28 protein-coding genes are annotated in these 25,099 nt (G+C 59.7%); 18 read left to right on the forward strand and 10 right to left on the reverse strand.

What is annotated here, in order from left to right; genetic code table 11:
* Positions 1-316: 316 nt before the first annotated feature.
* On the reverse strand, positions 317-1,537 hold the full coding sequence (locus AC0Z4S_RS06250) for a CaiB/BaiF CoA transferase family protein (RefSeq protein ID WP_485622439.1): 1,221 nt from the start codon (positions 1,535-1,537) through the stop codon (positions 317-319).
* Positions 1,538-1,551: 14 nt separating this feature from the next.
* Entirely contained in the window at positions 1,552-2,733 is a 1,182-nt protein-coding gene (locus AC0Z4S_RS06255) for an acyl-CoA dehydrogenase (protein ID WP_123417590.1), read from the reverse strand.
* Between the two features lie 157 nt (positions 2,734-2,890).
* Here AC0Z4S_RS06255 and AC0Z4S_RS06260 point away from each other — a divergent pair, with 157 nt between their 5' ends.
* From AC0Z4S_RS06260 to AC0Z4S_RS06305, 10 genes are all read left to right on the forward strand, one after another.
* Positions 2,891-3,790, forward strand: coding sequence for a LysR family transcriptional regulator (locus tag AC0Z4S_RS06260; protein ID WP_485622440.1), 900 nt, complete (start codon positions 2,891-2,893; stop codon positions 3,788-3,790).
* Between the two features lie 434 nt (positions 3,791-4,224).
* Positions 4,225-5,346 (forward strand): Re/Si-specific NAD(P)(+) transhydrogenase subunit alpha, encoded by a 1,122-nt coding sequence (locus tag AC0Z4S_RS06265; RefSeq protein WP_485622441.1) that lies wholly within the window; start codon positions 4,225-4,227, stop codon positions 5,344-5,346.
* Positions 5,347-5,361: 15 nt separating this feature from the next.
* Entirely contained in the window at positions 5,362-5,682 is a 321-nt protein-coding gene (locus AC0Z4S_RS06270; protein ID WP_003220416.1) for an NAD(P) transhydrogenase subunit alpha part 2, read from the forward strand.
* Positions 5,682-7,115, forward strand: a complete 1,434-nt coding sequence (locus tag AC0Z4S_RS06275) for an NAD(P)(+) transhydrogenase (Re/Si-specific) subunit beta (protein ID WP_110644713.1) — start codon at positions 5,682-5,684, stop codon at positions 7,113-7,115. Before AC0Z4S_RS06270 ends, AC0Z4S_RS06275 begins: the two co-directional genes overlap by 1 nt.
* Before the next feature lie 214 nt (positions 7,116-7,329).
* Positions 7,330-8,823 (forward strand): succinyl-CoA:acetate CoA-transferase ScpC, encoded by a 1,494-nt coding sequence (gene scpC / locus AC0Z4S_RS06280; RefSeq protein ID WP_485622442.1) that lies wholly within the window; start codon positions 7,330-7,332, stop codon positions 8,821-8,823.
* A 320-nt stretch (positions 8,824-9,143) separates the two neighbouring features.
* Positions 9,144-9,359: a DUF1127 domain-containing protein gene (locus AC0Z4S_RS06285; RefSeq protein ID WP_008081135.1), complete on the forward strand. Its 216-nt coding sequence runs from the start codon at positions 9,144-9,146 to the stop codon at positions 9,357-9,359.
* Positions 9,360-9,693: 334 nt separating this feature from the next.
* Positions 9,694-10,011, forward strand: a complete 318-nt coding sequence (locus AC0Z4S_RS06290; protein ID WP_329516873.1) for a DUF2388 domain-containing protein — start codon at positions 9,694-9,696, stop codon at positions 10,009-10,011.
* Between the two features lie 108 nt (positions 10,012-10,119).
* A complete protein-coding gene (locus AC0Z4S_RS06295) occupies positions 10,120-10,437 on the forward strand; it encodes a DUF2388 domain-containing protein (protein WP_485622443.1) in 318 nt (105 codons plus the stop codon).
* Between the two features lie 27 nt (positions 10,438-10,464).
* Positions 10,465-10,785: a DUF2388 domain-containing protein gene (locus AC0Z4S_RS06300; RefSeq protein ID WP_253497682.1), complete on the forward strand. Its 321-nt coding sequence runs from the start codon at positions 10,465-10,467 to the stop codon at positions 10,783-10,785.
* The gene (locus AC0Z4S_RS06305) at positions 10,782-12,743 is read left to right on the forward strand and encodes a DUF7844 domain-containing protein (protein ID WP_485622444.1); all 1,962 of its coding nucleotides are present in this window, start codon (positions 10,782-10,784) and stop codon (positions 12,741-12,743) included. Before AC0Z4S_RS06300 ends, AC0Z4S_RS06305 begins: the two co-directional genes overlap by 4 nt.
* A gap of 55 nt (positions 12,744-12,798) precedes the next feature.
* Here AC0Z4S_RS06305 and trpA read toward each other — a convergent pair whose 3' ends face one another.
* Together trpA and trpB are read right to left on the reverse strand one after the other, a co-directional pair.
* Positions 12,799-13,608, reverse strand: a complete 810-nt coding sequence (gene trpA / locus AC0Z4S_RS06310; protein ID WP_485622445.1) for a tryptophan synthase subunit alpha — start codon at positions 13,606-13,608, stop codon at positions 12,799-12,801.
* Positions 13,608-14,840: a tryptophan synthase subunit beta gene (gene trpB / locus AC0Z4S_RS06315; RefSeq protein WP_130910987.1), complete on the reverse strand. Its 1,233-nt coding sequence runs from the start codon at positions 14,838-14,840 to the stop codon at positions 13,608-13,610. Before trpB ends, trpA begins: the two co-directional genes overlap by 1 nt.
* A 113-nt stretch (positions 14,841-14,953) precedes the next feature.
* Between trpB and AC0Z4S_RS06320 the strand changes: the two genes are divergently transcribed.
* Positions 14,954-15,871: a LysR family transcriptional regulator gene (locus AC0Z4S_RS06320; RefSeq protein ID WP_485622446.1), complete on the forward strand. Its 918-nt coding sequence runs from the start codon at positions 14,954-14,956 to the stop codon at positions 15,869-15,871.
* Here the strand turns inward: AC0Z4S_RS06320 and AC0Z4S_RS06325 are convergent.
* Positions 15,844-16,170: an ElaB/YgaM/YqjD family protein gene (locus AC0Z4S_RS06325; RefSeq protein ID WP_039757078.1), complete on the reverse strand. Its 327-nt coding sequence runs from the start codon at positions 16,168-16,170 to the stop codon at positions 15,844-15,846. The genes AC0Z4S_RS06320 and AC0Z4S_RS06325 overlap by 28 nt on opposite strands.
* Positions 16,171-16,336: 166 nt before the next feature.
* Here AC0Z4S_RS06325 and AC0Z4S_RS06330 point away from each other — a divergent pair, with 166 nt between their 5' ends.
* Both AC0Z4S_RS06330 and AC0Z4S_RS06335 read left to right on the forward strand, forming a co-directional pair.
* On the forward strand, positions 16,337-16,552 hold the full coding sequence (locus AC0Z4S_RS06330; RefSeq protein WP_039757080.1) for a dodecin: 216 nt from the start codon (positions 16,337-16,339) through the stop codon (positions 16,550-16,552).
* A gap of 129 nt (positions 16,553-16,681) precedes the next feature.
* A complete protein-coding gene (locus AC0Z4S_RS06335) occupies positions 16,682-16,906 on the forward strand; it encodes a DUF1161 domain-containing protein (protein WP_024015026.1) in 225 nt (74 codons plus the stop codon).
* Positions 16,907-17,070: 164 nt separating this feature from the next.
* Here the strand turns inward: AC0Z4S_RS06335 and AC0Z4S_RS06340 are convergent, their stop codons facing one another.
* Positions 17,071-18,072 carry an LLM class flavin-dependent oxidoreductase gene (locus tag AC0Z4S_RS06340; RefSeq protein ID WP_485622447.1) on the reverse strand — a complete coding sequence of 334 codons (1,002 nt, stop codon included), beginning with the start codon at positions 18,070-18,072 and terminating at the stop codon, positions 17,071-17,073.
* Between the two features lie 240 nt (positions 18,073-18,312).
* Between AC0Z4S_RS06340 and AC0Z4S_RS06345 the strand changes: the two genes are divergently transcribed.
* Together AC0Z4S_RS06345 and AC0Z4S_RS06350 are read left to right on the forward strand one after the other, a co-directional pair.
* The gene (locus AC0Z4S_RS06345; RefSeq protein WP_485622448.1) at positions 18,313-18,744 is read left to right on the forward strand and encodes an OsmC family protein; all 432 of its coding nucleotides are present in this window, start codon (positions 18,313-18,315) and stop codon (positions 18,742-18,744) included.
* A gap of 233 nt (positions 18,745-18,977) precedes the next feature.
* Positions 18,978-19,217: a DUF1161 domain-containing protein gene (locus AC0Z4S_RS06350; protein WP_485622449.1), complete on the forward strand. Its 240-nt coding sequence runs from the start codon at positions 18,978-18,980 to the stop codon at positions 19,215-19,217.
* Between the two features lie 4 nt (positions 19,218-19,221).
* Here the strand turns inward: AC0Z4S_RS06350 and AC0Z4S_RS06355 are convergent, their stop codons facing one another.
* Both AC0Z4S_RS06355 and AC0Z4S_RS06360 read right to left on the reverse strand, forming a co-directional pair.
* Positions 19,222-19,641 (reverse strand): PA0061/PA0062 family lipoprotein, encoded by a 420-nt coding sequence (locus AC0Z4S_RS06355; protein ID WP_253497664.1) that lies wholly within the window; start codon positions 19,639-19,641, stop codon positions 19,222-19,224.
* 40 nt (positions 19,642-19,681) lie between these two features.
* Positions 19,682-20,104: a PA0061/PA0062 family lipoprotein gene (locus tag AC0Z4S_RS06360; RefSeq protein WP_485622450.1), complete on the reverse strand. Its 423-nt coding sequence runs from the start codon at positions 20,102-20,104 to the stop codon at positions 19,682-19,684.
* 58 nt (positions 20,105-20,162) lie between these two features.
* Between AC0Z4S_RS06360 and AC0Z4S_RS06365 the strand changes: the two genes are divergently transcribed.
* The gene (locus AC0Z4S_RS06365; RefSeq protein WP_485622451.1) at positions 20,163-21,239 is read left to right on the forward strand and encodes an aminopeptidase; all 1,077 of its coding nucleotides are present in this window, start codon (positions 20,163-20,165) and stop codon (positions 21,237-21,239) included.
* Between the two features lie 99 nt (positions 21,240-21,338).
* On the opposite strand, the gene AC0Z4S_RS06370 is transcribed toward AC0Z4S_RS06365, so the two are convergent.
* Together AC0Z4S_RS06370 and AC0Z4S_RS06375 are read right to left on the reverse strand one after the other, a co-directional pair.
* Positions 21,339-21,989 (reverse strand): HAD family hydrolase, encoded by a 651-nt coding sequence (locus AC0Z4S_RS06370; RefSeq protein WP_485622452.1) that lies wholly within the window; start codon positions 21,987-21,989, stop codon positions 21,339-21,341.
* Between the two features lie 28 nt (positions 21,990-22,017).
* Positions 22,018-22,563: a gamma carbonic anhydrase family protein gene (locus AC0Z4S_RS06375; protein ID WP_485622453.1), complete on the reverse strand. Its 546-nt coding sequence runs from the start codon at positions 22,561-22,563 to the stop codon at positions 22,018-22,020.
* Positions 22,564-22,625: 62 nt separating this feature from the next.
* Here AC0Z4S_RS06375 and prlC point away from each other — a divergent pair, with 62 nt between their 5' ends.
* Together prlC and AC0Z4S_RS06385 are read left to right on the forward strand one after the other, a co-directional pair.
* Positions 22,626-24,704, forward strand: a complete 2,079-nt coding sequence (gene prlC / locus AC0Z4S_RS06380; RefSeq protein WP_485622454.1) for an oligopeptidase A — start codon at positions 22,626-22,628, stop codon at positions 24,702-24,704.
* A complete protein-coding gene (locus tag AC0Z4S_RS06385; RefSeq protein WP_016772316.1) occupies positions 24,701-24,991 on the forward strand; it encodes a YheV family putative zinc ribbon protein in 291 nt (96 codons plus the stop codon). The genes prlC and AC0Z4S_RS06385 overlap by 4 nt, the downstream gene beginning before the upstream one ends.
* Positions 24,992-25,099: the final 108 nt, after the last annotated feature.

A 25,099-nucleotide genomic window follows, 5' to 3' on the forward strand; every position in this document is an offset into this window, starting at 1 on the left:
GCGTTAATCGCTGCTGTCAACACCTATTTTCTCCGCTTTCGACCGAGAAGATCGAACCGTTAAAAGAGCTACACATCACTGCTCTTTCAACTCCTTCCAGGCTTCGATGATCTGAAGCAAGCCGCTGCCGAAAACTGCGTAACTCTTTGAACCTCAAGGAGTTTTCCGTTTCGACTGCGCCGGAAGTGGGGCGAATTATAGACCTCTGGAATCTGCCGTCAACCGTTAATTTCGCTTTTCTTTCAATAACTTGCGTATTGGCTAAAAAACAGGCCAATCGGAGGTGAGATCCAGGTCTTCTATATAGAAGAAAGACTCAAAGGACCCCTTCGTCCTTAAGCGCGGCCACTGCGCCCGCTCCCAGACCCAAGACTCGCTGCAGAACTTCCAATGTGTGCTCCCCCAATAAAGGAGGCGCATGACGATACTCCACCGGCGTCTCCGACAACCGAATAGGACTGGCTACCTGAGGCACCATCCCCGCCAATGGATGGGGCAGCGCGATAGCCAGGCCGCGCGCTTTCACTTGAGGATCCTCAAATACCTGAGACAAATCATTGATCGGCCCACAAGGCACCCCCGCCTGCTCGAGCTGAGCAACCCACTCGGCCGTGGTCTTGAAGACCGTCGCCTGACGAATCAACGGGATCAACGTTGCGCGATTCGCCACCCGCAGCTTGTTGGTCGCGAAGCGAGGATCGTCCGCCCACTGCGGCTGCCCAGCGACTTCGGCGAACTTGCGGAACTGTCCGTCATTACCCACGGTGAGAATGAAGTCGCCATCCGCTGTAGGAAAGTCCTGATAAGGCACGATGTTGGGATGCGCATTGCCCAGCCGCTTTGGGGCATTGCCCGTGGTCAGGTAGTTCATCGCCTGGTTGGCCAGACACGCAACTTGCACGTCCAGCAACGCCATATCGATGTGTTGGCCACCACCCTCGTGATCGCGATGAGCCAATGCCGCGAGAATCGCCACTGTCGAGTACAGGCCGGTGAGGATATCCGTCAGCGCCACGCCCACCTTCACCGGCCCGGCGCCTTCATCTCCTTCGGGACGGCCGGTGAGGCTCATCAAGCCGCCAAGCCCCTGGATCATGAAGTCATACCCTGCGCGCTTGGCGTAGGGGCCGGTCTGGCCGAAGCCGGTGATGGAGCAATAGATCAGACTCGGGTTGAGTGCCTTCAGCGACTCATAGTCCAGACCATACGCCGCCAGACCGCCAACCTTGAAGTTCTCGATCAGGATGTCCGACTTCGCCGCCAAGTCGCGCACCAGCTTTTGCCCTTCAGGACGCGTGAAGTCGATGGTGACCGATTGCTTGTTGCGGTTGGCAGAGAGGTAATAAGCCGCTTCTGACGTGTTCTCGCCGTAAGCGTCCTTAAGGAAGGGCGGCCCCCAGGCGCGAGTGTCATCACCATTGCCCGGGCGCTCGACCTTGATCACCTCGGCGCCAAGGTCAGCGAGTATCTGCCCGGACCACGGCCCGGCCAACACGCGCGATAAATCCAGTACCCGTAGATGCGACAGCGCGCCCATGGTCCGCCCTCCTGTTAATAGAACGCCTGCAGACCGGTTTGCGCACGCCCGAGGATCAGCGCGTGAACGTCGTGGGTACCTTCATAGGTATTCACCACTTCCAGGTTGACCAGGTGACGGGCCACGCCGAATTCATCAGAGATGCCATTGCCACCGAGCATGTCGCGCGCCATCCGCGCAATATCCAGCGACTTGCCGCAGGAGTTACGCTTCATGATCGAAGTGATTTCAACGGCAGCTGTGCCTTCGTCCTTCATCCGCCCCAGTCGCAGGCAGCCCTGCAGCGCCAGAGTGATCTCGGTCTGCATGTCGGCGAGCTTCTTCTGCACCAATTGGGTCGCGGCCAATGGGCGGCCGAATTGCTGACGGTCCAGAGTGTATTGACGCGCGGTGTGCCAGCAGAACTCGGCGGCGCCCAGCGCGCCCCAGGAAATGCCGTAGCGTGCGGAGTTGAGACAGGTGAACGGACCTTTCAGGCCACGGACATCCGGGAAGATGTTGTCTTCCGGCACGAACACGTTGTCCATGACAATCTCGCCGGTAATCGAAGCGCGCAGGCCGACCTTGCCGTGAATCGCCGGAGCGCTCAGACCTTTCCAGCCCTTCTCCAGAACGAAGCCACGAATGTCGCCGGCGTCGTCCTTGGCCCACACCACGAATACGTCGGCGATCGGGCTGTTGGTAATCCACATTTTCGCGCCAGTCAGGCTGTAGCCGCCATCAACCTTGCGCGCCCGGCTAATCATCGCGCCAGGATCGGAACCGTGGTTCGGCTCGGTCAGACCAAAGCAACCGATCCATTCGCCGGACGCCAGTTTCGGCAGATACTTCTGTTTCTGTGCTTCGGTGCCAAATTCGTTGATCGGCACCATCACCAGCGAGGACTGCACACTCATCATCGAGCGATAGCCAGAGTCGACGCGCTCGACCTCCCGGGCAATCAGGCCGTAGCTGACATAGTTCAGGCCGCTGCCACCGTACTGCTCAGGAATGGTCGCGCCGAGCAGGCCGACTTCCCCCATCTCACGGAAGATTGCCGGGTCGGTCTTCTCATGACGGAAAGCTTCCAGCACACGCGGCGCCAGGCTCTGTTGAGCGAACTGCGCGGCGGTGTCGCGGATCATCCGCTCCTCTTCGGTGAGCTGTTGATCCAGCAGCAGGGGATCGATCCAGTTGAAGCTAGCTTTACCGCCCATGAGTGTGCCCTCGCAATCGGGTGAATTAACGTGGCATTGATCCTAGGCGCGGTTCGCGGTCGGGGCAAACGAGGATTTCGCATTCTGTTGTGCTAATTTCTCACTCCGTATCGTCGCCAATAGCCTTTTATGCGGCGCATTAGTGAGGTTGTCGTACATGCGCAGGAAGATACCCAGCACCACCGCCCTGATCAGTTTCGAAGCCGCCGCGCGCCACGAGAGCTTTACCCGTGCAGCTGAAGAGCTATCGCTCACCCAAGGCGCCATTTGCCGACAGATCGCCAGCCTTGAAGAGTTCCTCAGCGTGGAACTGTTCCGACGCTCGCGACGTGGAGTGAAACTGACCGAGGCGGGACTTTCCTACAGCCGCCGAGTGGCGACTCAACTCGATGCAGTGGAACGCGACACCCTTTCGGTAATGGGCCAGCAAGGCACCAATGTGATCGAACTCGCGGTCGTCCCGACTTTCGGCACGCAATGGCTACTGCCACGGCTCAAGGATTTCCAGCTCAAGCACCCGGAAGTGACTGTCAACCTGACCAACCGCACCCGGCCGTTCCTGTTTGCTGACACCGAATTCGATGCCGCGATCTACTTCGGCGATGCCGATTGGTCGGGTACCGAATCCCACAGATTGATGGGCGAGAATCCGATGCCGGTGTGCAGCCCCGCCCTGCTCGGCAATCGCAAGCAGCTGACGGCCGCAGCCATCGCCGAACTACCGCTGCTGCAGCAAACCACCCGACCTTACGCCTGGCGCCAGTGGTTCAACTCGCAGCAGTTGAATATCCCTCGCGACATGACAGGTCCCCGCTACGAGCTATTCTCCATGCTTGCCCAGGCAGCCATGCATGACATGGGCGTCGCGCTGATTCCGCCGTTTCTGATTCAGCGCGAGCTGGCCGAGAAACGTCTGGTGGTTGCCAACCCTCAAGCGCTCTCCAGCATCAAGGCGTATTACCTGATGATTCCGGAGCGAAAGGTCGAATCGGCATCGCTGAAGGCATTTCGTGACTGGCTAGTAAACCAGGCACGAAGCTACAGCCTAGAAGAATAAAGGCTCTCGGCAATACCTAACCCCGTAGTCAGGTAATCTAAAGCCCTACAGATATAACTATTTGTCGCGTTTTCGCAGACTGTATCCGAAAGTCGTACAGACGTCCCACAAGCTGCCAACGACGTGGCTTTGAGCCTCTAATGGCGACTCATTAGTGCCTATTCACGCCACCCATGCGAATTTTTTTCGAATTCAGCCAGAATCCTTGCAAGGCACGGCCTGCAAGGGGTTCAACTGGCCATCTGCGACATTCGGTCACGGCATGACTTGTAGTTAATTTTCCGTCACCCGTCATAATCCCTTGAAGGGCATAAAGTTCGCCTGCAAAATGCCGCGCCCCGCCCTGATTCGGCGGGATCGTGCTGATCGGCCGCCCCAGTCGCACCATCCGTAGTGCATGGGTTTACTCAATAAGATCACGCAGGAGATTTGACGTGCACATTGGTGTTCCTCTCGAAACCCAGACCGGTGAAACACGGGTTGCTGCAACCCCGGAAACCATCAAGAAGCTGATCAGCCAAGGCCATAAGGTCACTGTGCAAAGCGGCGCCGGCATCAAAGCCAGTGTCGTCGACAGTGCCTATGAAGCGGCCGGCGCAAGCATTGGCAGCGCCAATGACGCGTTTGGCGCCGAGCTGATTCTCAAAGTGGTCGCGCCAAGCGATGCCGAACTGACGCTGATCAAGCGCGGCACGGTGCTGGTGGGCATGCTCAACCCATTCAACAACGAGACCATCGCAAAAATGGCCGAATGCGGCATTACCGCGTTCGCGCTCGAAGCGGCGCCGCGCACCTCGCGGGCACAGAGTCTTGATGTGCTGTCGTCGCAGGCGAACATTGCCGGCTATAAGGCTGTGTTGCTCGCCGCTCACTATTACCCACGCTTCATGCCGATGCTGATGACCGCTGCGGGCACCGTGAAAGCGGCGCGTGTGCTGATTCTCGGCGCGGGCGTGGCCGGCTTGCAGGCGATTGCCACGGCGAAACGTCTGGGGGCGGTGATCGAAGCGTCCGACGTACGTCCGGCCGTTAAGGAACAGATCGAATCCCTCGGCGCCAAGTTCGTCGACGTGCCGTACGAGACCGATGAAGAACGCGAATGCGCGGTCGGTGTCGGCGGTTACGCACGGCCAATGCCGGCGACCTGGATGCAGCGTCAGGCCCAGGCCGTGCACGAGCGCGCCAAGCAGGCTGATATCGTCATCACCACCGCGCTGATTCCGGGCCGCAAGGCGCCGACGCTGTTGAGTGCAGATACCGTGGCGCAGATGAAACCGGGTTCGGTGGTCATCGACCTCGCCGCCGCCCAGGGTGGCAACTGCCCGCTGACTGTTGCCGATCAGGTCGTTGTGGAAAATGGTGTGACCATCGTCGGCCCGACCAACCTCGCCGGTGAAGTCGCTGCAGACGCTTCGGCTCTATATGCACGCAACCTGCTGGACTTCCTCAAGCTGGTGTTCACCAAGGAAGGCCAGTTCGACGTCAACCTCGAAGACGACATCGTCGCCGCGTGCCTGATGTGCCGCGACGGCCAAGTCATCCGCAAAAACGCCTAAGCAGGGATTCAGACGATGGAAGAGCTTATCTCCCCCGGTATCTACAACCTGATCATCTTCGTGCTGGCGATTTATGTCGGTTACCACGTGGTCTGGAACGTCACGCCTGCGCTGCACACGCCATTGATGGCAGTGACCAACGCAATCTCGGCGATCGTGATTGTCGGCGCCATGCTTGCCGCCGCACTGACCGTCACGCCGCTGGGCAAGACCATGGGCACGCTGGCCGTGGCTTTGGCTGCGGTCAACGTGTTCGGTGGTTTTCTGGTCACCCGCCGCATGCTTGAGATGTTCAAGAAGAAAGCCCCGAAAGCAAAAGAAGAGGCGCCGAAGTAATGAGCATGAATCTCGTCACGACGCTCTACTTGATCGCGTCGATCTGCTTTATCCAGGCCCTCAAGGGCCTGTCGCACCCGACCACCTCGCGACGCGGCAATCTGTTCGGCATGCTCGGCATGGCGTTGGCCATCCTGACCACCGTCGGCCTCATCTATAAGCTCGGGGCTGAACTGGCCACGGCCGGTATCGGTTACGTCATCGTCGGCTTGCTGGTAGGTGGCACTGCCGGGTCGATCATGGCCAAGCGTGTTGAAATGACCAAGATGCCGGAACTGGTGGCGTTCATGCACAGCATGATCGGCCTCGCGGCGGTGTTCATCGCCATCGCGGCGGTGGTTGAGCCGCAGTCGTTGGGTATTGTTAAACAGCTGGGCGATGCGATCCCGGCGGGCAACCGTCTGGAGCTGTTCCTCGGGGCTGCGATTGGTGCGATCACGTTCTCCGGTTCAGTGATTGCCTTCGGCAAGCTGTCGGGCAAGTACAAGTTCCGCCTGTTCCAGGGCGCACCGGTACAGTTCGCCGGTCAGCACAAGCTCAATGCGGTTCTGGGTCTGGCTACGCTGGTGCTCGGCCTGACCTTCATGTTCACCGGCAACCTCACTGCCTTCGCGCTAATGCTGGCGCTGGCATTCGTGATGGGTGTGCTGATCATCATCCCGATCGGTGGCGCCGACATGCCGGTGGTGGTGTCGATGCTCAACAGCTATTCGGGGTGGGCGGCGGCGGGGATCGGTTTCTCGCTGAACAACTCGATGCTGATCATTGCCGGCTCCCTGGTGGGTTCGAGCGGTGCGATCCTCTCGTACATCATGTGCAAGGCGATGAACCGTTCCTTCTTTAATGTACTGCTCGGCGGTTTCGGCAATACTGCCGATGCAGGTCCTGCCGGTGCGCAGGAAGCTCGTCCGGTGAAATCCGGTTCGGCTGACGACGCGACCTTCCTGTTGACCAACGCCGACACCGTTATCATCGTCCCGGGTTACGGCCTGGCAGTAGCCCGTGCGCAACACGCGCTGAAGGAACTGACCGAGAAGCTGACCCACCGTGGCGTGACCGTGAAGTACGCAATCCACCCGGTAGCGGGTCGGATGCCGGGGCATATGAACGTCCTGCTCGCCGAGGCCGAAGTGCCTTACGATCAGGTGTTCGAGATGGAAGACATCAACTCCGAGTTCGGCCAGGCCGACGTGGTGCTGGTGCTCGGTGCGAACGACGTGGTCAACCCGGCGGCGAAGAACGATCCGAAGTCGCCGATTGCCGGCATGCCGATTCTCGAAGCGTTCAAGGCCAAGACCATCATCGTCAACAAGCGCTCGATGGCCAGCGGTTATGCGGGCCTGGACAATGAACTGTTCTATCTGGACAAGACCATGATGGTCTTCGGCGATGCGAAGAAGGTCATCGAAGACATGGTCAAAGCGGTCGAGTAATTCGGCGCTGAAATAACGAACGCCCCGACTTGTCGGGGCGTTTTTGTTTGCACCGGATGCCGGACAATTTGCCGCGTTGTTGCAGATCCGGTAACGGTGTTTTACTGCAAACCCGCGAAATAGAGGCCTCGTTTGCGACCTTGGTAGCGGGACAGGCGCCGGCCAAATTCACTAGACTGCGCATCCTGCTACTCGTTGCTCGAGATATTAATCCATGTACCGTGACCGTATTCGCCTGCCTTCGTTGTTGGATAAAGTGATGAGCGCTGCCGACGCCGCTGCTCTGATTGAGGACGGCATGACCGTCGGCATGAGCGGTTTCACCCGCGCCGGCGAAGCCAAGGCCGTTCCCCACGCACTGGCCGAGCGCGCCAAGGTCACGCCGCTGAAGATCAGCCTGATGACCGGCGCCAGCCTGGGCAACGACCTCGACAAGCAACTCACCGAGGCCGGCGTGCTGTCGCGGCGCATGCCGTTTCAGGTCGACAGCACGTTGCGCAAGGCCATCAACGCCGGCGAAGTGATGTTCATCGACCAGCATCTCTCGGAAACCGTTGAGCAACTGCGCAACCAGCAGTTGAAGCTGCCGGACATCGCCGTCATCGAGGCAGTCGCCATCACCGAGCAAGGCCATATAGTGCCGACCACGTCGGTGGGCAACTCGGCGAGTTTCGCGATTTTCGCCAAGCAGGTGATCGTCGAGATCAACCTGGCGCACAACGCCAACCTCGAAGGCCTGCATGACATCTATATACCCACGTACCGCCCGACGCGGACGCCAATTCCGTTGGTAAAAGTCGATGATCGCATCGGCAGCACGGCGATTCCGATTCCACCGGAGAAGATCGTTGCGATTGTCATCACTCAGCAGTCGGACTCGCCGTCCACGGTGTCGGTACCGGACGTCGACACCAATGCCATCGCCGAACATCTGATCACGTTCTTCAAGCAGGAAGTGGCGGCCGGGCGCATGACCAACAAGCTCGGCCCGCTGCAGGCCGGGATCGGCAATATCGCCAACGCGGTGATGTGTGGCTTGATCGACTCGCCGTTCGAAGACCTGACCATGTACTCCGAAGTGCTGCAGGACTCGACCTTCGACCTGATCGATGCCGGCAAGCTGAGCTTCGCCTCGGGCAGCTCGATCACCCTGTCCGAGCGGCGCAACAGCGACGTGTTCGGCAACCTGGAGAAGTACAAGGACAAACTGGTCCTGCGTCCGCAGGAAATCTCCAATCATCCGGAAGTGGTACGGCGCCTGGGTATTATCGGCATTAATACGGCGCTGGAGTTCGACATCTACGGCAACGTCAACTCCACCCATGTCTGCGGTACGCGGATGATGAACGGCATCGGCGGTTCTGGCGACTTCGCGCGCAACGCGCATCTGGCGGTATTCGTGACCAAGTCGATTGCCAAGGGTGGCGCGATTTCCAGCGTGGTGCCGATGGTCAGCCACGTCGACCATACCGAGCATGATGTCGACATTCTGGTGACTGAGGTTGGTCTGGCCGATTTGCGTGGCTTGGCGCCACGGGAGCGTGCGCGAGCGATCATCGATAACTGTGTGCACCCGGACTTTCGCCAGGCACTGAATGATTACTTCAGCGCGGCTTGCGCAATTGGCGGTCATACCCCGCATATCCTGCGCGAAGCACTGAGCTGGCATATGAACCTGGAAGAAACCGGGCGCATGCTTGCGGTGTAACTCATACAGATAATCACCGATGTAAACACAGTTTGCGTCGGCGGGTATCTGCAAGGCGCCGAATCGACAAAAACTGTACTGCTGTACCGGTCATTTCCTACAGAAAATTCTTACTTACATTCGAGTTACGAGGCAAAATGCACCAATCAAGTGCGGACAGGTACAGTTTGCCCGATTTCGACCCGTACACCATCCATAAACAGTTAACTGGTCACTCACAATACAGTTGAACTGTATCTACAGAGGCTAGGCAAACGAGAGGATCATGGGCACCAGTCAAACCACTACCTGATCCCGCCACAAGCGGAAGGATGTCAACCATGGAACGTACACTCAGTTCCGAACTGTTCTTCGAAGACAAAGCTGTAAACACCCAGGCTTCCCTGCCTCTGCGCGTTCTTGCCAACCTGATGTTGTGGCAGCGCCGCATCTCCAGCCGCCACCAGTTGGCTCGTCTGGACTCGCGTCTGCTGGCCGACGCCGGTATCAGCGAAGCACAACGCTACGAAGAGCTGAGCAAGCCGTTCTGGCGCTAAACAGCGTCGCTGGCTCTGGTCGTCAGACCCACCGCCAGCAACCCGAATTGCACAGGCAAAACCCGTCGTGGGAACCCACGACGGGTTTTGTCGTTTCAGGGGTCTTGAATGCTCTAAAACGCATAACTGAACGAGCACTAGTACAATTGGCGAAAATCTCAACTAACACCAGTACAGTTATCCAGAACCTTTGCAGTATCACTGGCCACCACTGGGCGAACCGGATCTGGCAGCCTAATATCCATGCAGAACGTGGCGAACGATGCGCGACAGGCGTCTGACTCCTCAGATACCGAGCCACCTCTCACTACGGTTTATCCAAAGGAGTTACATCATGATCCGTCTTCGTCTGCTCAGTGCCGCCGCCCTGCTGGCCGTGGCTGCCAACGCCAGCGCTACCAGCTTCATCGTGACTACCGATTCGATCGTCGGCGCGCTGAAAGCCTCTTCTGACGCCACTTCCGATGTGACCTCCTCGTTCCGTGACGACAAGATCGTCCTCGCCGCCCGCGACGACGCCGCCAGCTTCGTGGCCAGCGAAGGCGATATCCGTGGTGTGAAACTGGAAAGCGCGCTTGATCATATTCGCCATCAGGCGCCACAACTAAATGCCACCGACGCTCAATTGGCTCAAGCGATTCTGACCCTCTGATTGCCGGCTGCATTGCGGGACACGCCAGCCGTGTCCCGATGTTTCAATGCTGGCTCTGGCCCGGGCATTTGCGCTAGCCTTCAGGCTCGTTAACAGTTGTCGAGTCCCATGCGCTTTTTTCCAAACCTGCTCATCTCTTCTGCTTTATTCACCGCCTGCTGGGCGATGTCTGCCAACGCCTTCGATGCTTTCAATGCTTCGACCCAAGGCACCGTCGTCAGCGGTTACGCCACCAGCATGGTGTCTTCTGCGCCGTTCGACCGTAAACTGCTGCTCGCCGCCCATGATGACGCGGCCGCCTTCGTTGCCAGTGACGGTGAATGGCGAGGCGCACGGCTGGAATCCGCGCTGCATTACCTGCGCAAAACCCGGCCAAAACTTCATGCCAGCGACCTTGAACTGGCAGAGGCAATTCTCGTCCAATAGTTATCCTTTTCCTTCCGGAGTCGTTCCATGCGTAGCCCGCTGATTGCTGCCGCCCTTGGCCTGTTTGTGTTGGCCGATATGGCCCAGGCGCACACCCTGGTAGCCACCAGTAACATCATCGTTCGTGCCTCCCAGCGCACCATCGATTTCACCTCCGATACCACCACGTCGATTCGCGATTCGAAAATCATCCGCGAGGCCCACGACGACGCCGCCAGTTTCGTCGCCAGCAACGGCGACATCCGTGGCGCGCACCTCGAAGCTGCCCTCAACACCTTGCGTACTCGCGTGCCGGAAGCCCGCGACGCCAGCGATCAGGTACTCGCCGAAGCCATCCTCGCACTGTGAGGTCCGTTGGCGCCTGGCTGCTGGCCGGGGCGTTGTTGCTGCTTGGCAACAGCGCCCACGCCAGCCTGCAATTGCGGCTCAAGACCGACGGTCTGAGCCCGGCTCAACAACAGGCCAGTCAGGCGCTGATCGATGAGGCCATGCGGAAGCTGCCGCCGAGTTTCATCGAGCGGCTGGATCGGCGCATTGATGTCGGCTGGACCGACGACATGCCTGCCAACGCGTACGGGCAGGCGACGCTGGTTTCTGAGCTCGATCTGAATCGCAAGCTGCTCGCCGGTCTCACCGACGGCAGCGCGGCGAAAGAGAAAACCAATCGCCCCCACGGCACTGTGCGTCAGGAACTGCTGGCCACGGTGCTGCACGAAATCACTCATATCTACGACCGCGCGCGTTTATGGCCTACTGCCGAACGCACGTTGATCCAACGCTGCACCCGACGCTTCAACAGTGCCGGGCTGATTGGCATACCCGACGAGTGTCGCGGGCAGAATGGTCGACGCTTCACCATCAGCGACGACCCGCGCCTGCTCGATCTGGCCGGTTGGCAGCAGTACGTCGGCCGCCGTGGCGAGCGCGAACAACACAACCGCCAGATCGCCCGCAGTCCAGATCTTTACGAAATTTCCAGCCCCAAGGAATTCGTCGCGGTCAACATGGAGTACTTCCTCCTCGACCCGAGCTACGCCTGCCGCCGCCCGGCGCTGTATCGCTACTACAAAGAACATTTCGGTTGGGCGCCGCCCGCGCAGGACACCTGCAGCAAGAGTTTCGCCTTTCTCAATGCGGGCAATGACTTCGCCAAGCAACCCTTGGGGCAAGTCGATCCGGAACGGGTCTACGCGGTCGACTACCTGCTGGCCGAAGCCAACCAGAACTGGGTGAGCCGCTGGGGTCACAGCATGTTGCGTCTGGTGATCTGCGCCCCCGGTCGCCCGCGCGGCCCTGATTGCCGTCTCGACCTCGATCAGCACCTGGTGCTGTCCTATCGCGCCTTCGTTGGCGACGTGCAGCTGTCGAGCTGGGACGGACTGGTCGGCAAATACCCGTCGCGGCTGTTCGTGCTGCCGCTGGCGCAAGTGATCGACGAGTACACCAAGACCGAACTGCGCAGCCTCGCTTCGGTGCCGCTGAACCTGTCTCGCGAGGAAATCGAAGGCGTCGTCGAACATGCCGCCGAGATGCACTGGAGCTACGACGGCAACTACTTCTTCCTCTCCAACAACTGCGCGGTGGAAGGCTTGAAACTGTTGCGCAGCGGCAGCAATAACAACCAGCTCGTCGGCCTCGACAGCATCATGCCCAATGGCTTGCTGGAAGTGCTCAAGGGCCGTGGTCTGGCCGACACCAGTGTGCTCGACGATCCGAAAGAAGCCTTGCGGCTGGGTTACCGCTTCGACTCGTTCCGCGATCGCTATCAGGCGATGTTCGATGTGCTGAAGAAGCAGCTGCCAATCAAGCAGAGCACCGTCGAAGAGTGGCTGTCACTCAGCGCTGAACAACGCCGCGAATGGTTCGACCGCGCCGACCTGCGCACCAGCGCGGCGCTGTTGCTGCTGGAGCAAGCCAGTTTCCGCCGGCAGTTGTTGCTGGCTCAGGATGAGGTCAAGCAACGCTACCTCGGCGCCCGCGAGCTGGAAAACGGCGGCATGGACAAAGCCAACGCCACCTTGCAGGAGATCCTTGCCAACAGTGGCTTCCTCAGCCGCCCGGCGGAACTGCTCGATTCCAAAGGTTATGGACTGCCCCAGCCGAGCGAGTTTGGCCGACTGGAAGCGGAAAGCAGCCAGCGGCAGAAGAAGCTGCTGGCGCTGTCCGGCGATCTCGATACCGAGGTGCGCAAGCTGCTCGAACCCAAGCGGGCGGCAGAGATTGCCGCCAGCGAAGCTAACGTGAAGCAGATTGGTGAGCATTTGCGCAAGCTGCACAAGGCCTCAGGCGGATTGCAATTGCCCTGAACACAAAAAGGCTTCAGAACGCCTGTTCTGAAGCCTTTTTTATTTCCCCTCGGGCCTAACCGCGGGCGTTGCGCACACCTTGCGACAGCGCCGAACACAGACTCAACACGCCATCGATGGCCTGCTCAGGGGTATCGGCGCTGGCGATGTGATCGATCAACGCCGAGCCCACCACCACACCGTCAGCCAGACGCGCGATCGCCGCAGCCTGCTCCGGTGTACGGATACCGAAGCCAATGCTGATCGGCAGATCGGTATGCCGACGCAGACGCGCAACTGCTTCTTCCACATGTTCCAGGGTCGCCGCACCGGCGCCAGTGACACCGGCCACCGATACGTAATAGACAAAACCGGAACTGCCATTGAGCACCCGCGGCAAACGCGCGTCGTCGGTGGTCGGCGTGGTCAGGCGAATGAAATCCAGCCCGGCAGCCTGCGCCGGGTCGCACAGTTCTTCGTTGTGCTCTGGCGGCATGTCGACCACGATCAAGCCATCGACGCCAGCCTCTTTCGCGTCGGCAATAAAGCGCGGCACGCCGTACATGTGAATCGGGTTGAAATAGCCCATCAATACCAACGGCGTGTCGCTGTTGCCTTCACGGAACTCGCGAACCATCTGCAGGGTTTTCGCCAGATTCTGCTTCGCCGCCAGCGCACGGATGTTGGCCAACTGAATCGCCGGGCCATCTGCCATCGGATCGGTGAACGGCATGCCCAGTTCAATCACGTCGGCACCCGCCGCCGGCAAGCCTTTGAGAATTGCCAGCGAAGTGTCGTAGTCAGGATCACCGGCGGTGACAAAGGTCACCAGCGCGGCGCGGTTCTGTTGCTTGAGGTCGGCAAAGCGGGTTTGCAGGCGGCTCATCAGTGTTTCTCCTGCTGCGACTGTTGCATATGGTGCATCACGGTTTGCATGTCCTTGTCACCACGGCCCGAGAGGTTGACCACCATCAGGTGATCCTTTGGCAGCTGCGGTGCGCGTTTGAACACTTCGGCCAGGGCGTGGGCGCTTTCCAGCGCAGGAATGATCCCTTCCAGACGGCAGCATTTGTGGAACGCTTCGAGCGCTTCGTCGTCGGTCACCGAGGTGTACTGGACGCGGCCGATGTCGTGCAACCAGGCGTGTTCAGGACCGATGCCCGGATAGTCGAGGCCAGCGGAAATCGAGTGGGCGTCGATGATCTGGCCGTCATCGTCCTGCAGCAGGAAGGTGCGGTTACCGTGAAGAACGCCCGGCACACCGCCGTTGAGGCTGGCCGCGTGCTTGCCGGTTTCGATGCCGTAACCGGCGGCTTCGACGCCGATGATTTCAACGCTTTTGTCGTCGAGGAACGGGTGGAACAGGCCCATGGCGTTGGAGCCGCCACCGATGCACGCCACCAGACTGTCGGGCAGACGACCTTCCTGAGCTTGCAACTGATCGCGGGTTTCCTTGCCGATAACGGCCTGGAAGTCGCGGACCATTGCTGGATAAGGGTGTGGGCCGGCCACGGTGCCGATCAGGTAGAAGGTGTTGTCGACGTTGGTCACCCAGTCCCGCAGGGCTTCGTTCATTGCGTCTTTCAGGGTGCCTGTGCCGGCCACTACCGGGATCACTTCAGCGCCCAACAGCTTCATGCGGAAGACGTTGGCCTGCTGCCGTTCGATATCGGTGGTGCCCATGTAGATCACGCAGTCCAGACCGAAACGCGCAGCGACAGTGGCCGTGGCCACGCCGTGCATGCCGGCACCGGTCTCGGCGATGATGCGCTTCTTGCCCATGCGCCGCGCCAGCAGGATCTGGCCGATGCAGTTGTTGATCTTGTGCGCGCCGGTGTGGTTCAGCTCTTCACGCTTGAGGTAGATCTTCGCGCCGCCGCAGAACTCGGTCAGGCGTTCAGCGAAATACAGCGGGCTCGGACGTCCGACGTAGTCGCGCTGGAAGTAGGCCAATTCTTCTTTGAAGGCCGGATCTTCCTTGGCCGCTTCGTACTCGCGGGCCAGGTCGAGGATCAACGGCATCAGGGTTTCCGCAACATAACGGCCACCGAACGCACCGAACAGGCCGTTGGCGTCAGGGCCGTTACGCAGATCAGAGGTGTTCGAAGTCTGGGTCATGGGTCGCTCCAGGTGAATTCGGTGAGAAGACAATGACGTCCACTCTACCTCTGACGCTCTGGACTGAAAACCGATAAGATCGCCACAACCTGTCAGGAAAACTCACAGATACCATGAGCCATGACCTTCCTCCGCTGAATGCCTTGCGCGCCTTCGAGGCCACCGCCCGTCTGAACAGTGTCAGTCAGGCTGCCGAGCAGTTGCATGTCACCCACGGCGCAGTCAGCCGCCAGCTCAAGGTGCTTGAAGAGCATCTCGGCGTGAGTCTGTTCGTCAAGGAAGGGCGCGGCTTGAAACTCACAGATGCCGGCGTGCGTCTGCGTGATGCCAGTGGTGAGGCGTTTGATCGGTTGCGCAGTGTTTGTGCGGAATTGACCCAAAACACTGCCGATGCGCCGTTCGTGCTCGGGTGTTCGGGGAGCCTGTTGGCGCGCTGGTTTATTCCGCGTCTGGGACGGTTGAATGCCGATCTGCCGGATTTGCGCTTGCACCTGTCTGCCGGTGAAGGCGATCTCGATCCCCGGCGCCCGGGACTGGATGCCTTGTTGCTGTTCGCCGAGCCGCCGTGGCCGGCGGATATGCAAGTCTATGAACTGGCGGCGGAGCGTATCGGCCCGGTGATGAGCCCGTTGTTCAGCGGCTATCAAAAGCTGCAAGCCGCTCCGGCCGCAGCATTGCTCGACGAGCCCTTGCTGCACACCACCTCTCGACCGCAGGCCTGGCCCAGTTGGGCGCAGCAGTACGGCCTCGACGCCAAGGCGTTGAAGCTCGGGCAAGGATTCGAGCATTTGTATTATTTGCTGGAGGCTGCTGTTGCAGGTCTCGGCGTAGCGATCGCGCCGGAGCCATTGGTAATCGAAGATCTGAAGGCGGGTCGCCTGGTTGCGCCGTGGGGCTTCTGCGAAACCCCGGCGCAACTGGCGTTGTGGCTACCCAAGCGCGCCGCAGACGGGCGCGCCCGGCAACTGGCGCAGTGGCTCAAAAACGAGCTGCGCCAGCCTGATCACTCGCCGCGTTTGAACAAAAAGTAGGCAGCGAGCAGACCAATTGCACCAACAGCCACGCCGGCTGTGGTCCATGGGTGTTCCTGCGCGTAGTCACGAGTGGCAATGCCGGTCTCGCGGGTTTTCACTTTGACTTCTTCGTACGCGTCGCTGAGCAGATGACGGGAATGTTTCAGTGCACTTTCGGCATTGCTTTTCAGCGCCTTGAGGGTCTTGCGCGACTCGTCCGAAGCATCGTCTTTCAAGCTTTCCAACGATTTGAGCAGACTCTCGATCTCGGCTTCCATGCTTTGCAACGAGGCTTTACGTAAAGAGGTGTTGGCCATGGTGGCTCTCCTGCATTGGTGATGAGTGGCGTGTGTTGGTTGGGACTTCAGCACTTCAAGAAAGTGCAGAAATTCTGAACTTCGGCAGCGCAGCGGCGCCGAAATCAACAGTGCAATTGCCTGCCAGGTTCAATTTCACACGCCATTCCAACCCAAGGAGATCGTCATGAGTGACCATCACACGTACAAGAAAGTCGAGCTGGTCGGTTCGTCCACCACCAGCATTGAAGACGCAATCAACAATGCGCTGGCCGAAGCCAACAAAACCCTGCGCAATCTGGAATGGTTCGAAGTGACCGAAACCCGTGGCCACATCGAAAACGGCCAGGTGGCGCATTTTCAGGTAACGCTGAAGGTGGGCTTCAAGATTGTCGCCAGCTGAGTTTGATCCAGTCTTCTGAACTTGCGCGCTGGCCGAGTGCCATAGGGAATGGCAAAGCGCTACAAGGTGAGCGCATCGGGTGGATAACCCGATGCCCGCCTCTTTCAATCCGACCAGGAAGTGCGACCGATGAAGAAGTTCATGTTGGCAGTAGGTTTGTTGAGCCTTGCGGGTGGTGCGTTTGCAGCCGGCAAGCCATGTGACGAGCTGAAAAGCGAAATCGCCGCGAAGCTCGACGCCAAAGGCGTATCCGGCTATTCGCTGGAGGTTGTCGACAAAGGTGCGGCGGCTGATGGTGACGTTGTCGGCAGTTGCGAAGGCGGCAGCAAGGAAATCGTCTACAAGCGCGGTTGATTGCGCCTGAAATACAAAAGCCGACGTGGATGCGTCGGCTTTTTTTGGGGCGATGATTTTCCCTGTAGGAGCTGCGGCACGCTGCGATCTTTTGATCTTGATTTCAAATCACGATCAAGAGATCGCAGCCTCGTTTCACTCGACAGCTCCTACAAGGGTTCGCGTTACCCCTTCATGACTTGCGCAAGCAGTTCGTAGGAATGGATGCGATCGGCGTGCTCATACAAATCACTGGTGAAAATCAGCTCGTCCGCCTGGGTTTGCTCGATCAGCACTTCAAGCCTGGCGCGGATCTTCTGTGGGCCGCCGACCATGGCAAGGCCAAGAAAATCGCCCACCGCTTCACGTTCATGGGGCAGCCACAGGCCGTCCATGGTTTTCACTGGCGGACGCTGCACCAGACTCTGCCCACGCATCAGCGCAAGAATGCGCTGGTACACCGACGTCGCCAGATAATCGGCTTGCTCATCAGTATCAGCGGCCACCAGCGGCACGCCGAGCATCACGTAGGGCTTGTCGAGCACCGCCGACGGCTTGAAGTGATTGCGGTAGATGCGAATCGCCTCGTGCATGAAGCGCGGCGCGAAGTGCGAGGCGAAGGCATAAGGCAAGCCCCGCTCACCTGCCAGCTGCGCACTGAACAGACTCGAACCGAGCAGCCAGACAGGCACATTGGTGCCGGTGCCGGGCATGGCGATCACCCGTTGTTCCGGGGTGCGCGGGCCGAGATAGCGCATCAGTTCGGCGACATCTTCAGGGAAGTCATCAGCGCTGCCGGAGCGTTCGCGGCGTAAGGCGCGGGCGGTCATCTGGTCGGAGCCCGGCGCGCGGCCCAGTCCCAGGTCGATCCGTCCCGGGTACAGGCTCTCAAGGGTGCCGAACTGCTCGGCAATCACCAGCGGCGCATGGTTAGGCAGCATCACCCCGCCGGAACCCACACGGATCGTCGAAGTGCCACCGGCCAGATAGCCGAGCAAGACCGAGGTGGCGGAACTGGCGATGCCATCCATGTTGTGGTGTTCGGCAACCCAAAAGCGTGTGTAGCCGAATTTCTCGGCATGTTGCGCCAGGTCCAGCGAGTTGCGCAGCGATTGCCCGGGGCTGCCGTTTTCGCGCACCGGCACCAGGTCGAGGGTGGAAAATTTAACGTCGGACAGTTTTTTCATGAACCTGCATCTCCGGGTGGGGAGGCAGGTTTTTCTTGCGAACGAAAACCTGCCAAATCCATAAGCGTGTTTTATGGAATGAGGGCATATACCCGAGATTCAATAGCAGCGACGAAATTTCCTACTAAAAAAGTCAACGATTCAGCCAGGCTGAACTTTGTTCCGCCGTCTATCCTCAGAAGCCTTGCTAGTAAAAACCGCGACGGCGCGGCGTTCCGCGCCACATTTGAGGAGGCAGACATGGCTATCGTGAAAAAGGCATCGGCGCATTGGGAAGGCGACCTGAAAACCGGTCTCGGCTCGATCTCCACCGAAACCGGCGTACTCCGGGAAGCGCCGTACGGCTTCAAGGCACGCTTTGAAGGCGGCAAGGGCACCAACCCGGAAGAACTGATCGGCGCGGCCCACGCCGGCTGCTTCTCCATGGCGTTTTCGATGATTCTCGGCGATGCCGGCCTGAAGGCAGACAGCATCGACACCAACGCCGAAGTCACCCTCGATCAGGTTGAGGGCGGCTTCGCGATCACCGCAGTGAGGCTGATTCTCAAGGCGAAAATCCCGGGCGCGACTCAGCAGCAGTTTGAAGAGCTGAGCAACAAGGCCAAGGAAGGTTGCCCGGTTTCCAAGGTCCTGAATGCGAAGATCACCCTCGAGGCTTCGCTGGTCAGCTGATTCGGCGTTTGCTGGGCTGACGCTTTCGCGAGCAGGCTCGCTCCCACAGGGAATTGCATTTATTCAGATGGATGCGATCAACTGTAGGAGTCAGCCCGCTCGCGATGGCAATCTCGACATCACAAAATCCGAACATGTGAGCAAAGTCAGAACCCGCTCCGCAGAAATGTGGTCGAATAATCGACAGCAGCTTCAGCGCACGCCCGTGCGCGCTGCCTCAAGGAGCTTCATCGATGAAACGTATTGGCTTGGCGATCCTTTGCAGTGCACTGGCCACGTCCGCTTTCGCAGCCCCGAAGGACTGCGAAGACCTCAGAGAGGAAATCGAAAGAAATATTCAGGCGAAGGCAATCCCCTCGTACACCCTGGAGATCATCACGGCGGAAGAAGCGAAGCAGCACGACTCAGCCATGATCGTCGGCACTTGCGAGAACGGTACCAAGCGCATCATCTACCAGAAAAACGACAGCTGAAGCGCTAGATGATGCAGTGGAACTCGCGGTCTTCTGCAACGATCTCGCGCTTGGCATTGTACAAACGCGCGCTCGGCGTAAACGCCAGCGAGCGGCCTTCCAAGAGATAACGCTGGCCTGCTTCGAAGTGGTCATAACGGATCGTCAGATAACACAAACGCTCGACCGGGCCGGTGAGCAGACTGCCACCGCCGCCGAACACTTCGAAGTCAAAGCGCACCCGCAACTCATGGCTACCGGGCGTCACCTGGAAGAAACGCCCGTCGTTCAAGCGCTGGTTGTCGAGACGCTCGGCCATCAGCAGTTTGCCGCCAGGGCTTGGCGTGGAGAAGTCGACCCAGGCCATTTGCGGGTCAACCGGGGGCAACGGCGTCTGGCAACCGGCGACAAGGCCGACAACGAGCAACAGCAGCAACGTACGCATGATGGATATCCACAGATCTGAACAGCCAGCATAGCGCCGATCAACTGCTCTGACAGCCCGCCGGTGTGCCCTGACCGACTACCTTGCGCTGTTCATCATAGAGCTTGGCCCAAGGCCGGAAGCCGATGCTGCCCGCCTGCAACTGATAGCGCCGGCCGGCGTTGAAATCCTTGAATTTCACGTTCATCTGGCAATCGCGCCACAGCGGTTCGGCATTCGGGCCGATGTTGGTGGCCTCGACCGGAAATTGATAGCGCACCTTCAGTTCGTGGCTGCCGGGCTGCACTTCGAAATAGCGTTTATCGATGGCCTGGGTGGCATCGACTTGCACGGCTTGCAGCGCCGTGTCGTGTTGGCGGGCGTCGAGATCGATCCAGGCTTGCGAAGGGTCGGGATCGGGCATTCCGAATCCGGCACAACCGGCCAGCGTCAGCAGGCCTCCTGTCAGCATCAACATGCGCATAGCGGTGCTCCTTGAGGCGGGATAGTCTTGGGGCAGACTTTCCGGGGAATTTCTTATTTTGATCAGGCCGTTTTCCAGCCTTGGGTTACTTGATCGCGTTTTTCCGATTTTGTTTCCGGGTGTGTTGTTTTTGTTGCTCAACGGTTGCGCCAGCGTCAGCTACTACAGCCAGCTCGCCAGCGGACAATTGCAATTGCTGCGCGCGCGGGAGCCGGTGGAGAAAGTCATTGCCGACCCGAGCCGCGACGCCAGATTGCGAGCGCACCTGGCCCAATCACAAAAGGCCCGCACGTTCGCCAGTGAGCATCTGCACCTGCCGGACAACCGAAGCTATCGCCTGTACGCCGACATCGGCCGCCCGTTCGTGGTGTGGAACGTCTTCGCCACCGCAGAGTTTTCCCTCACGCCCCAAAATCACTGTTTCCCGATTGCCGGCTGCGTGGCCTATCGCGGCTACTACAGCCAGAGCGCCGCCCGTGGCGAAGCGGCGATTCAGCGCTTGCAGGGCATGGACGTGTCGATCGGCGGGGTCGAGGCGTACTCGACGCTTGGCTGGTTCAATGACCCGATCCTTAACTCGATGATGGGCTGGGGCGATGAGCGTCTGGCCACACTGATCTTTCATGAACTGGCGCATCAGCGTTTCTATGTGAAGGACGACACTGAGTTCAACGAGTCATTCGCGACGTTTGTCGAGCAGGAAGGCACGCGGCAATGGCGCGCGTTTCGCGGCTTGCCGGCGGAATCCGATGCCAGGCTCAAGCAGCGTGACCAGTTCATCGGTCTGGTGCTCGACACCCGCTCACGGTTGGAGAAGCTCTATGCGCAACCGCTGTCCGCCGAGCAGATGCGCGCGCGCAAAGCGGCCGAGTTCGAGCGTTTGCGCAGGGACTATCGGGTAATGCGCGACAGCCAGTGGGCCGGGGACAAACGTTATGACGCCTGGGTCAATGCGCCGCTGAACAATGCGCGATTGTTACCGTTCGGGCTGTATGACCAGTGGGTGCCGGCATTTGCTGCGCTGTTCAGGCAAGTGGGTGGGGATTGGTTGAGGTTTTATGCCGAGGTTGAGCGGTTGGGACGGTTGCCGGGTGATGAACGCAAGGCGGCGCTGAAAACATTGGCCAGGTTCTAAGGAATTCGGGGGCATAACGGCCCTTTCGCGAGCAGGCTCGCTCCCACATTGGATAGCGGTGCCCCTGTGGGAGCGAGCCTGCTCGCGAAGGCTATTTCATCAGCGCTGCAAGAACGCCTGATGCAACGCATCCAGAGTTTCAAAGTGATAAGCCGGCGCCTCGGCATTCAACTCCTCGAAACTGCCAAACCCATACCCCACCGCCGCTGCATCCAGGCCATTGCTGCGCGCACCGATCAGGTCATGCTTGCGATCACCGATCATCAGGGTCTGCGCCGGGTCCAGGCCTTCTGCCTCAAGCAAATGCGCAATCAGCTCAACCTTGTTGGTCCGCGTGCCGTCCAGCTCGCTGCCGTAGATCACTTTGAAATGCCGGGCAAAATCAAAATGCCGGGCGATTTCGCGGGCAAACACCCAAGGCTTAGACGTTGCGATGTACAACTGCCGCCCTTGCCCGCTCAAGGTCTCCAGCAGCGGCGTCACCCCGTCGAACACTCGATTTTCGTAAAGGCCGGTGACCTTGAAGCGCTCGCGATAGAAATTCACCGCTTCCCAGGCCCTGGCCTCGTCGAAGTCGTAGAACTGCATGAACGCTTGCAGCAGCGGCGGGCCGATGAAGTGTTCCAGTTTGCTCAGGTCCGGTTCGTCGATGCCGAGATTGGCCAAGGCAAATTGAATTGAGCGAGTGATGCCCTCACGCGGGTCGGTCAGGGTGCCATCGAGGTCGAACAGTACAGTCTGGTAATGCATGAGAATTCCTGAGCAGATGTAGGGCAATTCAGAGCTGGTCGTAGCCTTCGGCCAGATGCAGGTCCTTGAGCTTGACGTAGTTCGCCGCGCTGTACGTAAAGAAGGCATTTTCCTTGTCGGTCAGCGGGCGCACTTGCTTGACCGGGCTGCCGACATAAAGAAAGCCACTCTGCAGGCGCTTGCCCGGCGGCACCAGGCTGCCGGCGCCGATGATCACATCGTCTTCCACCACGGCGCCGTCCATGACGATGCTGCCCATGCCGATCAACACGCGGCTGCCGACGGTGCAGCCATGCAGCATGACCTTGTGGGCGATGGTCACGTCATCGCCGATCAGCAAAGGAAAACCGTCCGGGTTGAACGGGCCGGCGTGGGTGATATGCAGCACACAGCCGTCCTGCACGCTGGTGCGCGCACCGATGCGGATGCGGTGCATGTCGCCACGGATCACCGTCAGCGGCCAGACGGAGCTGTCTTCGCCAATTTCGACGTCGCCGATCACCACCGCCGAACCGTCGACGAATGCGCCTTTGCTCAACTGCGGGGTGTGATTCTGGTATTTGCGAAGGGACACGATTAGTTCTCTCTCTGTCGCCGATAGCTGCGGTGAGTGTCGATTGTAATTAAGATGGGCGCATGTTTCTTCCAGCCAAGGTGCCAACCGTGAGCGTGAACAACCCTCTTTTGCAGTCCTACGACCTGCCGCCGTTCTCCACGATCCGTGCCGAACACGTCCTGCCCGCCATCGAATCCATCCTCGCGGACAACCGCGCCGCCATCGCCGAGATCCTCAAGACCCAGGGCAAGAACCCGACCTGGGCCGGTCTGGTGCTGGCGATGGACGAACTCAACGATCGCCTCGGTGCGGCATGGAGCCCGGTCAGCCATCTTAACGCCGTGTGCAACAGCGCCGAATTGCGTGAAGCCTACGAGTCGTGCCTGCCGGCCCTGAGCGCCTATTCCACCGAAATGGGTCAGAACCGCGAACTGTTCCAGGCCTATGAAGCGTTGGCCAACAGCCCGGAAGCCGCCAATTTCGACGTCGCGCAAAAAACCATTCTGGAACACGCCCTGCGCGATTTCCGCCTGTCGGGTATCGACCTGCCGGAAGCCGAGCAGAAACGCTACGCCGAAGTGCAGAGCAAACTGTCCGAGCTGGGCAGCCGTTTCTCCAATCAATTGCTCGACGCCACTCAGGCGTGGACCAAGCACGTCACCGATGAAGCCGCCCTCGCCGGCCTGACCGATTCGGCCAAGGCGCAAATGGCTGCCGCTGCTCAGGCCAAAGGCCTCGATGGCTGGCTGATCACTCTGGAATTCCCCAGCTACTACGCCGTGATGACCTATGCGCAGGACCGCGCACTGCGTGAAGAAGTCTACGCCGCCTACTGCACCCGCGCCTCGGACCAGGGCCCGAATGCCGGGCAGAACGACAACGGTCCGGTGATGGAAGAGATCCTCGACCTGCGCCAGGAACTGGCGCGACTGCTGGGCTTCGGCAGTTTCGCCGAGCTGAGCCTGGCGACAAAAATGGCCGAATCCAGCGATCAGGTGCTGAGCTTCCTGCGTGATCTGGCCCAGCGCAGCAAGCCGTTCGCCGCCCAGGATCTGCAACAGTTGCGTGCATACGCAGCCGAACAGGGCTGCGCCGATCTGCAAAGCTGGGACAGTGGCTTCTACGGCGAAAAACTCCGCGAGCAGCGCTACAGCGTCGCTCAGGAAACCCTGCGTGCCTACTTCCCGATCGATAAAGTCCTGAGCGGTCTGTTCGCCATCGTACAGCGTCTGTACGGCATTGAGATCGCCGAGCAGAAAGGCTTCGACACCTGGCACCCCGACGTGCGGCTGTTCGAAATCAAGGAGAACGGTCAGCACGTCGGCCGCTTCTTCTTCGACCTGTATGCCCGCGCCAACAAGCGTGGCGGCGCGTGGATGGATGGCGCCCGCGACCGTCGCCGCACCGTCGACGGTGTGCTGCAAAGCCCGGTGGCCAATCTGGTGTGCAACTTCACACCGGCCGACAGCGGCAAACCGGCGCTGCTGACCCACGATGAAGTGACCACCCTGTTCCACGAATTCGGCCATGGCCTGCATCACTTGCTGACCCGCGTCGAGCACGCTGGCGTGTCAGGTATCAACGGCGTGGCATGGGATGCAGTCGAGTTGCCAAGCCAGTTCATGGAAAACTGGTGCTGGGAGCCGGAAGGCCTGGCGCTGATTTCCGGCCACTACGAGACTGGCGAGCCACTGCCGCAAGACCTGCTGGAAAAAATGCTCGCGGCGAAGAACTTCCAGTCCGGTCTGATGATGGTGCGGCAGCTGGAGTTCTCGCTATTCGACTTCGAACTGCACGCCACCCACGGCGATGGCCGCAGCGTGGCGCAAGTGCTGGAGGGCGTACGTGACGAGGTGTCGGTGATGCGTCCACCGGCTTACAACCGCTTCCCCAACAGCTTCGCGCACATCTTCGCCGGTGGTTACGCGGCCGGTTACTACAGCTACAAGTGGGCCGAAGTGCTGTCCGCCGATGCCTTCTCGAAATTCGAGGAAGACGGCGTGCTCAACGCTGACACCGGTCGGGCGTTCCGCGAAGCGATTCTGGCGCGCGGCGGCTCGCAAGCACCGATGGTGCTGTTCGTCGACTTCCGTGGCCGTGAACCGTCGATCGACGCGCTGTTGCGCCACAGCGGCCTTAGCGAGGACGCGGCAGCATGAGCGACGGCCCTGTAATCACCAAGAAGCGCTTTATCGCCGGGGCGGTCTGCCCGGCGTGCAGCGAGCCGGACAAGTTGATGATGTGGAACGAGGACGGCGTGCCGCACCGCGAATGCGTGGCCTGCGGTTACTCCGACACCCTCAACGAGCAGGGCCTGTCGGTGCCCAAAGAGCTGGGCACACGGGTCAACACCAGTGCATTGAAGCCTGCAGCCGACAAGAAGGTACAGGCCGTGCAGTTCTTCCCGAACCCGAAACTGAAGAAAAAACCTGACGAACAACAGTGACAACTACCGCCGCCTGCCGATGATCGTCGGCAGGTGGCGGTAACTATCTACCACCTCGCCCCCGCGCTTCGTGATTAGGCTGACCCGTTCAGCCCTCTCTCACGGAAG

Source organism: Pseudomonas sp. 1L-B-1-E-C1, assembly GCF_057291835.1.

Bases quoted from the DNA above. Each gene is read 5' to 3' on its own strand.
- AC0Z4S_RS06250 (WP_485622439.1), bottom strand. From the start codon at position 1,537: ATGGGCGCGCTGTCGCATCTACGGGTACTGGATTTATCGCGCGTGTTG.
- AC0Z4S_RS06255 (WP_123417590.1), bottom strand. From the start codon at position 2,733: ATGGGCGGTAAAGCTAGCTTCAACTGGATCGATCCCCTGCTGCTGGAT.
- AC0Z4S_RS06260 (WP_485622440.1), top strand. From the start codon at position 2,891: ATGCGCAGGAAGATACCCAGCACCACCGCCCTGATCAGTTTCGAAGCC.
- AC0Z4S_RS06270 (WP_003220416.1), top strand. From the start codon at position 5,362: ATGGAAGAGCTTATCTCCCCCGGTATCTACAACCTGATCATCTTCGTG.
- AC0Z4S_RS06275 (WP_110644713.1), top strand. From the start codon at position 5,682: ATGAGCATGAATCTCGTCACGACGCTCTACTTGATCGCGTCGATCTGC.
- scpC (WP_485622442.1), top strand. From the start codon at position 7,330: ATGTACCGTGACCGTATTCGCCTGCCTTCGTTGTTGGATAAAGTGATG.
- AC0Z4S_RS06285 (WP_008081135.1), top strand. From the start codon at position 9,144: ATGGAACGTACACTCAGTTCCGAACTGTTCTTCGAAGACAAAGCTGTA.
- AC0Z4S_RS06290 (WP_329516873.1), top strand. From the start codon at position 9,694: ATGATCCGTCTTCGTCTGCTCAGTGCCGCCGCCCTGCTGGCCGTGGCT.
- AC0Z4S_RS06295 (WP_485622443.1), top strand. From the start codon at position 10,120: ATGCGCTTTTTTCCAAACCTGCTCATCTCTTCTGCTTTATTCACCGCC.
- AC0Z4S_RS06300 (WP_253497682.1), top strand. From the start codon at position 10,465: ATGCGTAGCCCGCTGATTGCTGCCGCCCTTGGCCTGTTTGTGTTGGCC.
- trpA (WP_485622445.1), bottom strand. From the start codon at position 13,608: ATGAGCCGCCTGCAAACCCGCTTTGCCGACCTCAAGCAACAGAACCGC.
- trpB (WP_130910987.1), bottom strand. From the start codon at position 14,840: ATGACCCAGACTTCGAACACCTCTGATCTGCGTAACGGCCCTGACGCC.
- AC0Z4S_RS06320 (WP_485622446.1), top strand. From the start codon at position 14,954: ATGAGCCATGACCTTCCTCCGCTGAATGCCTTGCGCGCCTTCGAGGCC.
- AC0Z4S_RS06325 (WP_039757078.1), bottom strand. From the start codon at position 16,170: ATGGCCAACACCTCTTTACGTAAAGCCTCGTTGCAAAGCATGGAAGCC.
- AC0Z4S_RS06330 (WP_039757080.1), top strand. From the start codon at position 16,337: ATGAGTGACCATCACACGTACAAGAAAGTCGAGCTGGTCGGTTCGTCC.
- AC0Z4S_RS06335 (WP_024015026.1), top strand. From the start codon at position 16,682: ATGAAGAAGTTCATGTTGGCAGTAGGTTTGTTGAGCCTTGCGGGTGGT.
- AC0Z4S_RS06340 (WP_485622447.1), bottom strand. From the start codon at position 18,072: ATGAAAAAACTGTCCGACGTTAAATTTTCCACCCTCGACCTGGTGCCG.
- AC0Z4S_RS06345 (WP_485622448.1), top strand. From the start codon at position 18,313: ATGGCTATCGTGAAAAAGGCATCGGCGCATTGGGAAGGCGACCTGAAA.
- AC0Z4S_RS06350 (WP_485622449.1), top strand. From the start codon at position 18,978: ATGAAACGTATTGGCTTGGCGATCCTTTGCAGTGCACTGGCCACGTCC.
- AC0Z4S_RS06355 (WP_253497664.1), bottom strand. From the start codon at position 19,641: ATGCGTACGTTGCTGCTGTTGCTCGTTGTCGGCCTTGTCGCCGGTTGC.
- AC0Z4S_RS06360 (WP_485622450.1), bottom strand. From the start codon at position 20,104: ATGCGCATGTTGATGCTGACAGGAGGCCTGCTGACGCTGGCCGGTTGT.
- AC0Z4S_RS06370 (WP_485622452.1), bottom strand. From the start codon at position 21,989: ATGCATTACCAGACTGTACTGTTCGACCTCGATGGCACCCTGACCGAC.
- prlC (WP_485622454.1), top strand. From the start codon at position 22,626: ATGTTTCTTCCAGCCAAGGTGCCAACCGTGAGCGTGAACAACCCTCTT.
- AC0Z4S_RS06385 (WP_016772316.1), top strand. From the start codon at position 24,701: ATGAGCGACGGCCCTGTAATCACCAAGAAGCGCTTTATCGCCGGGGCG.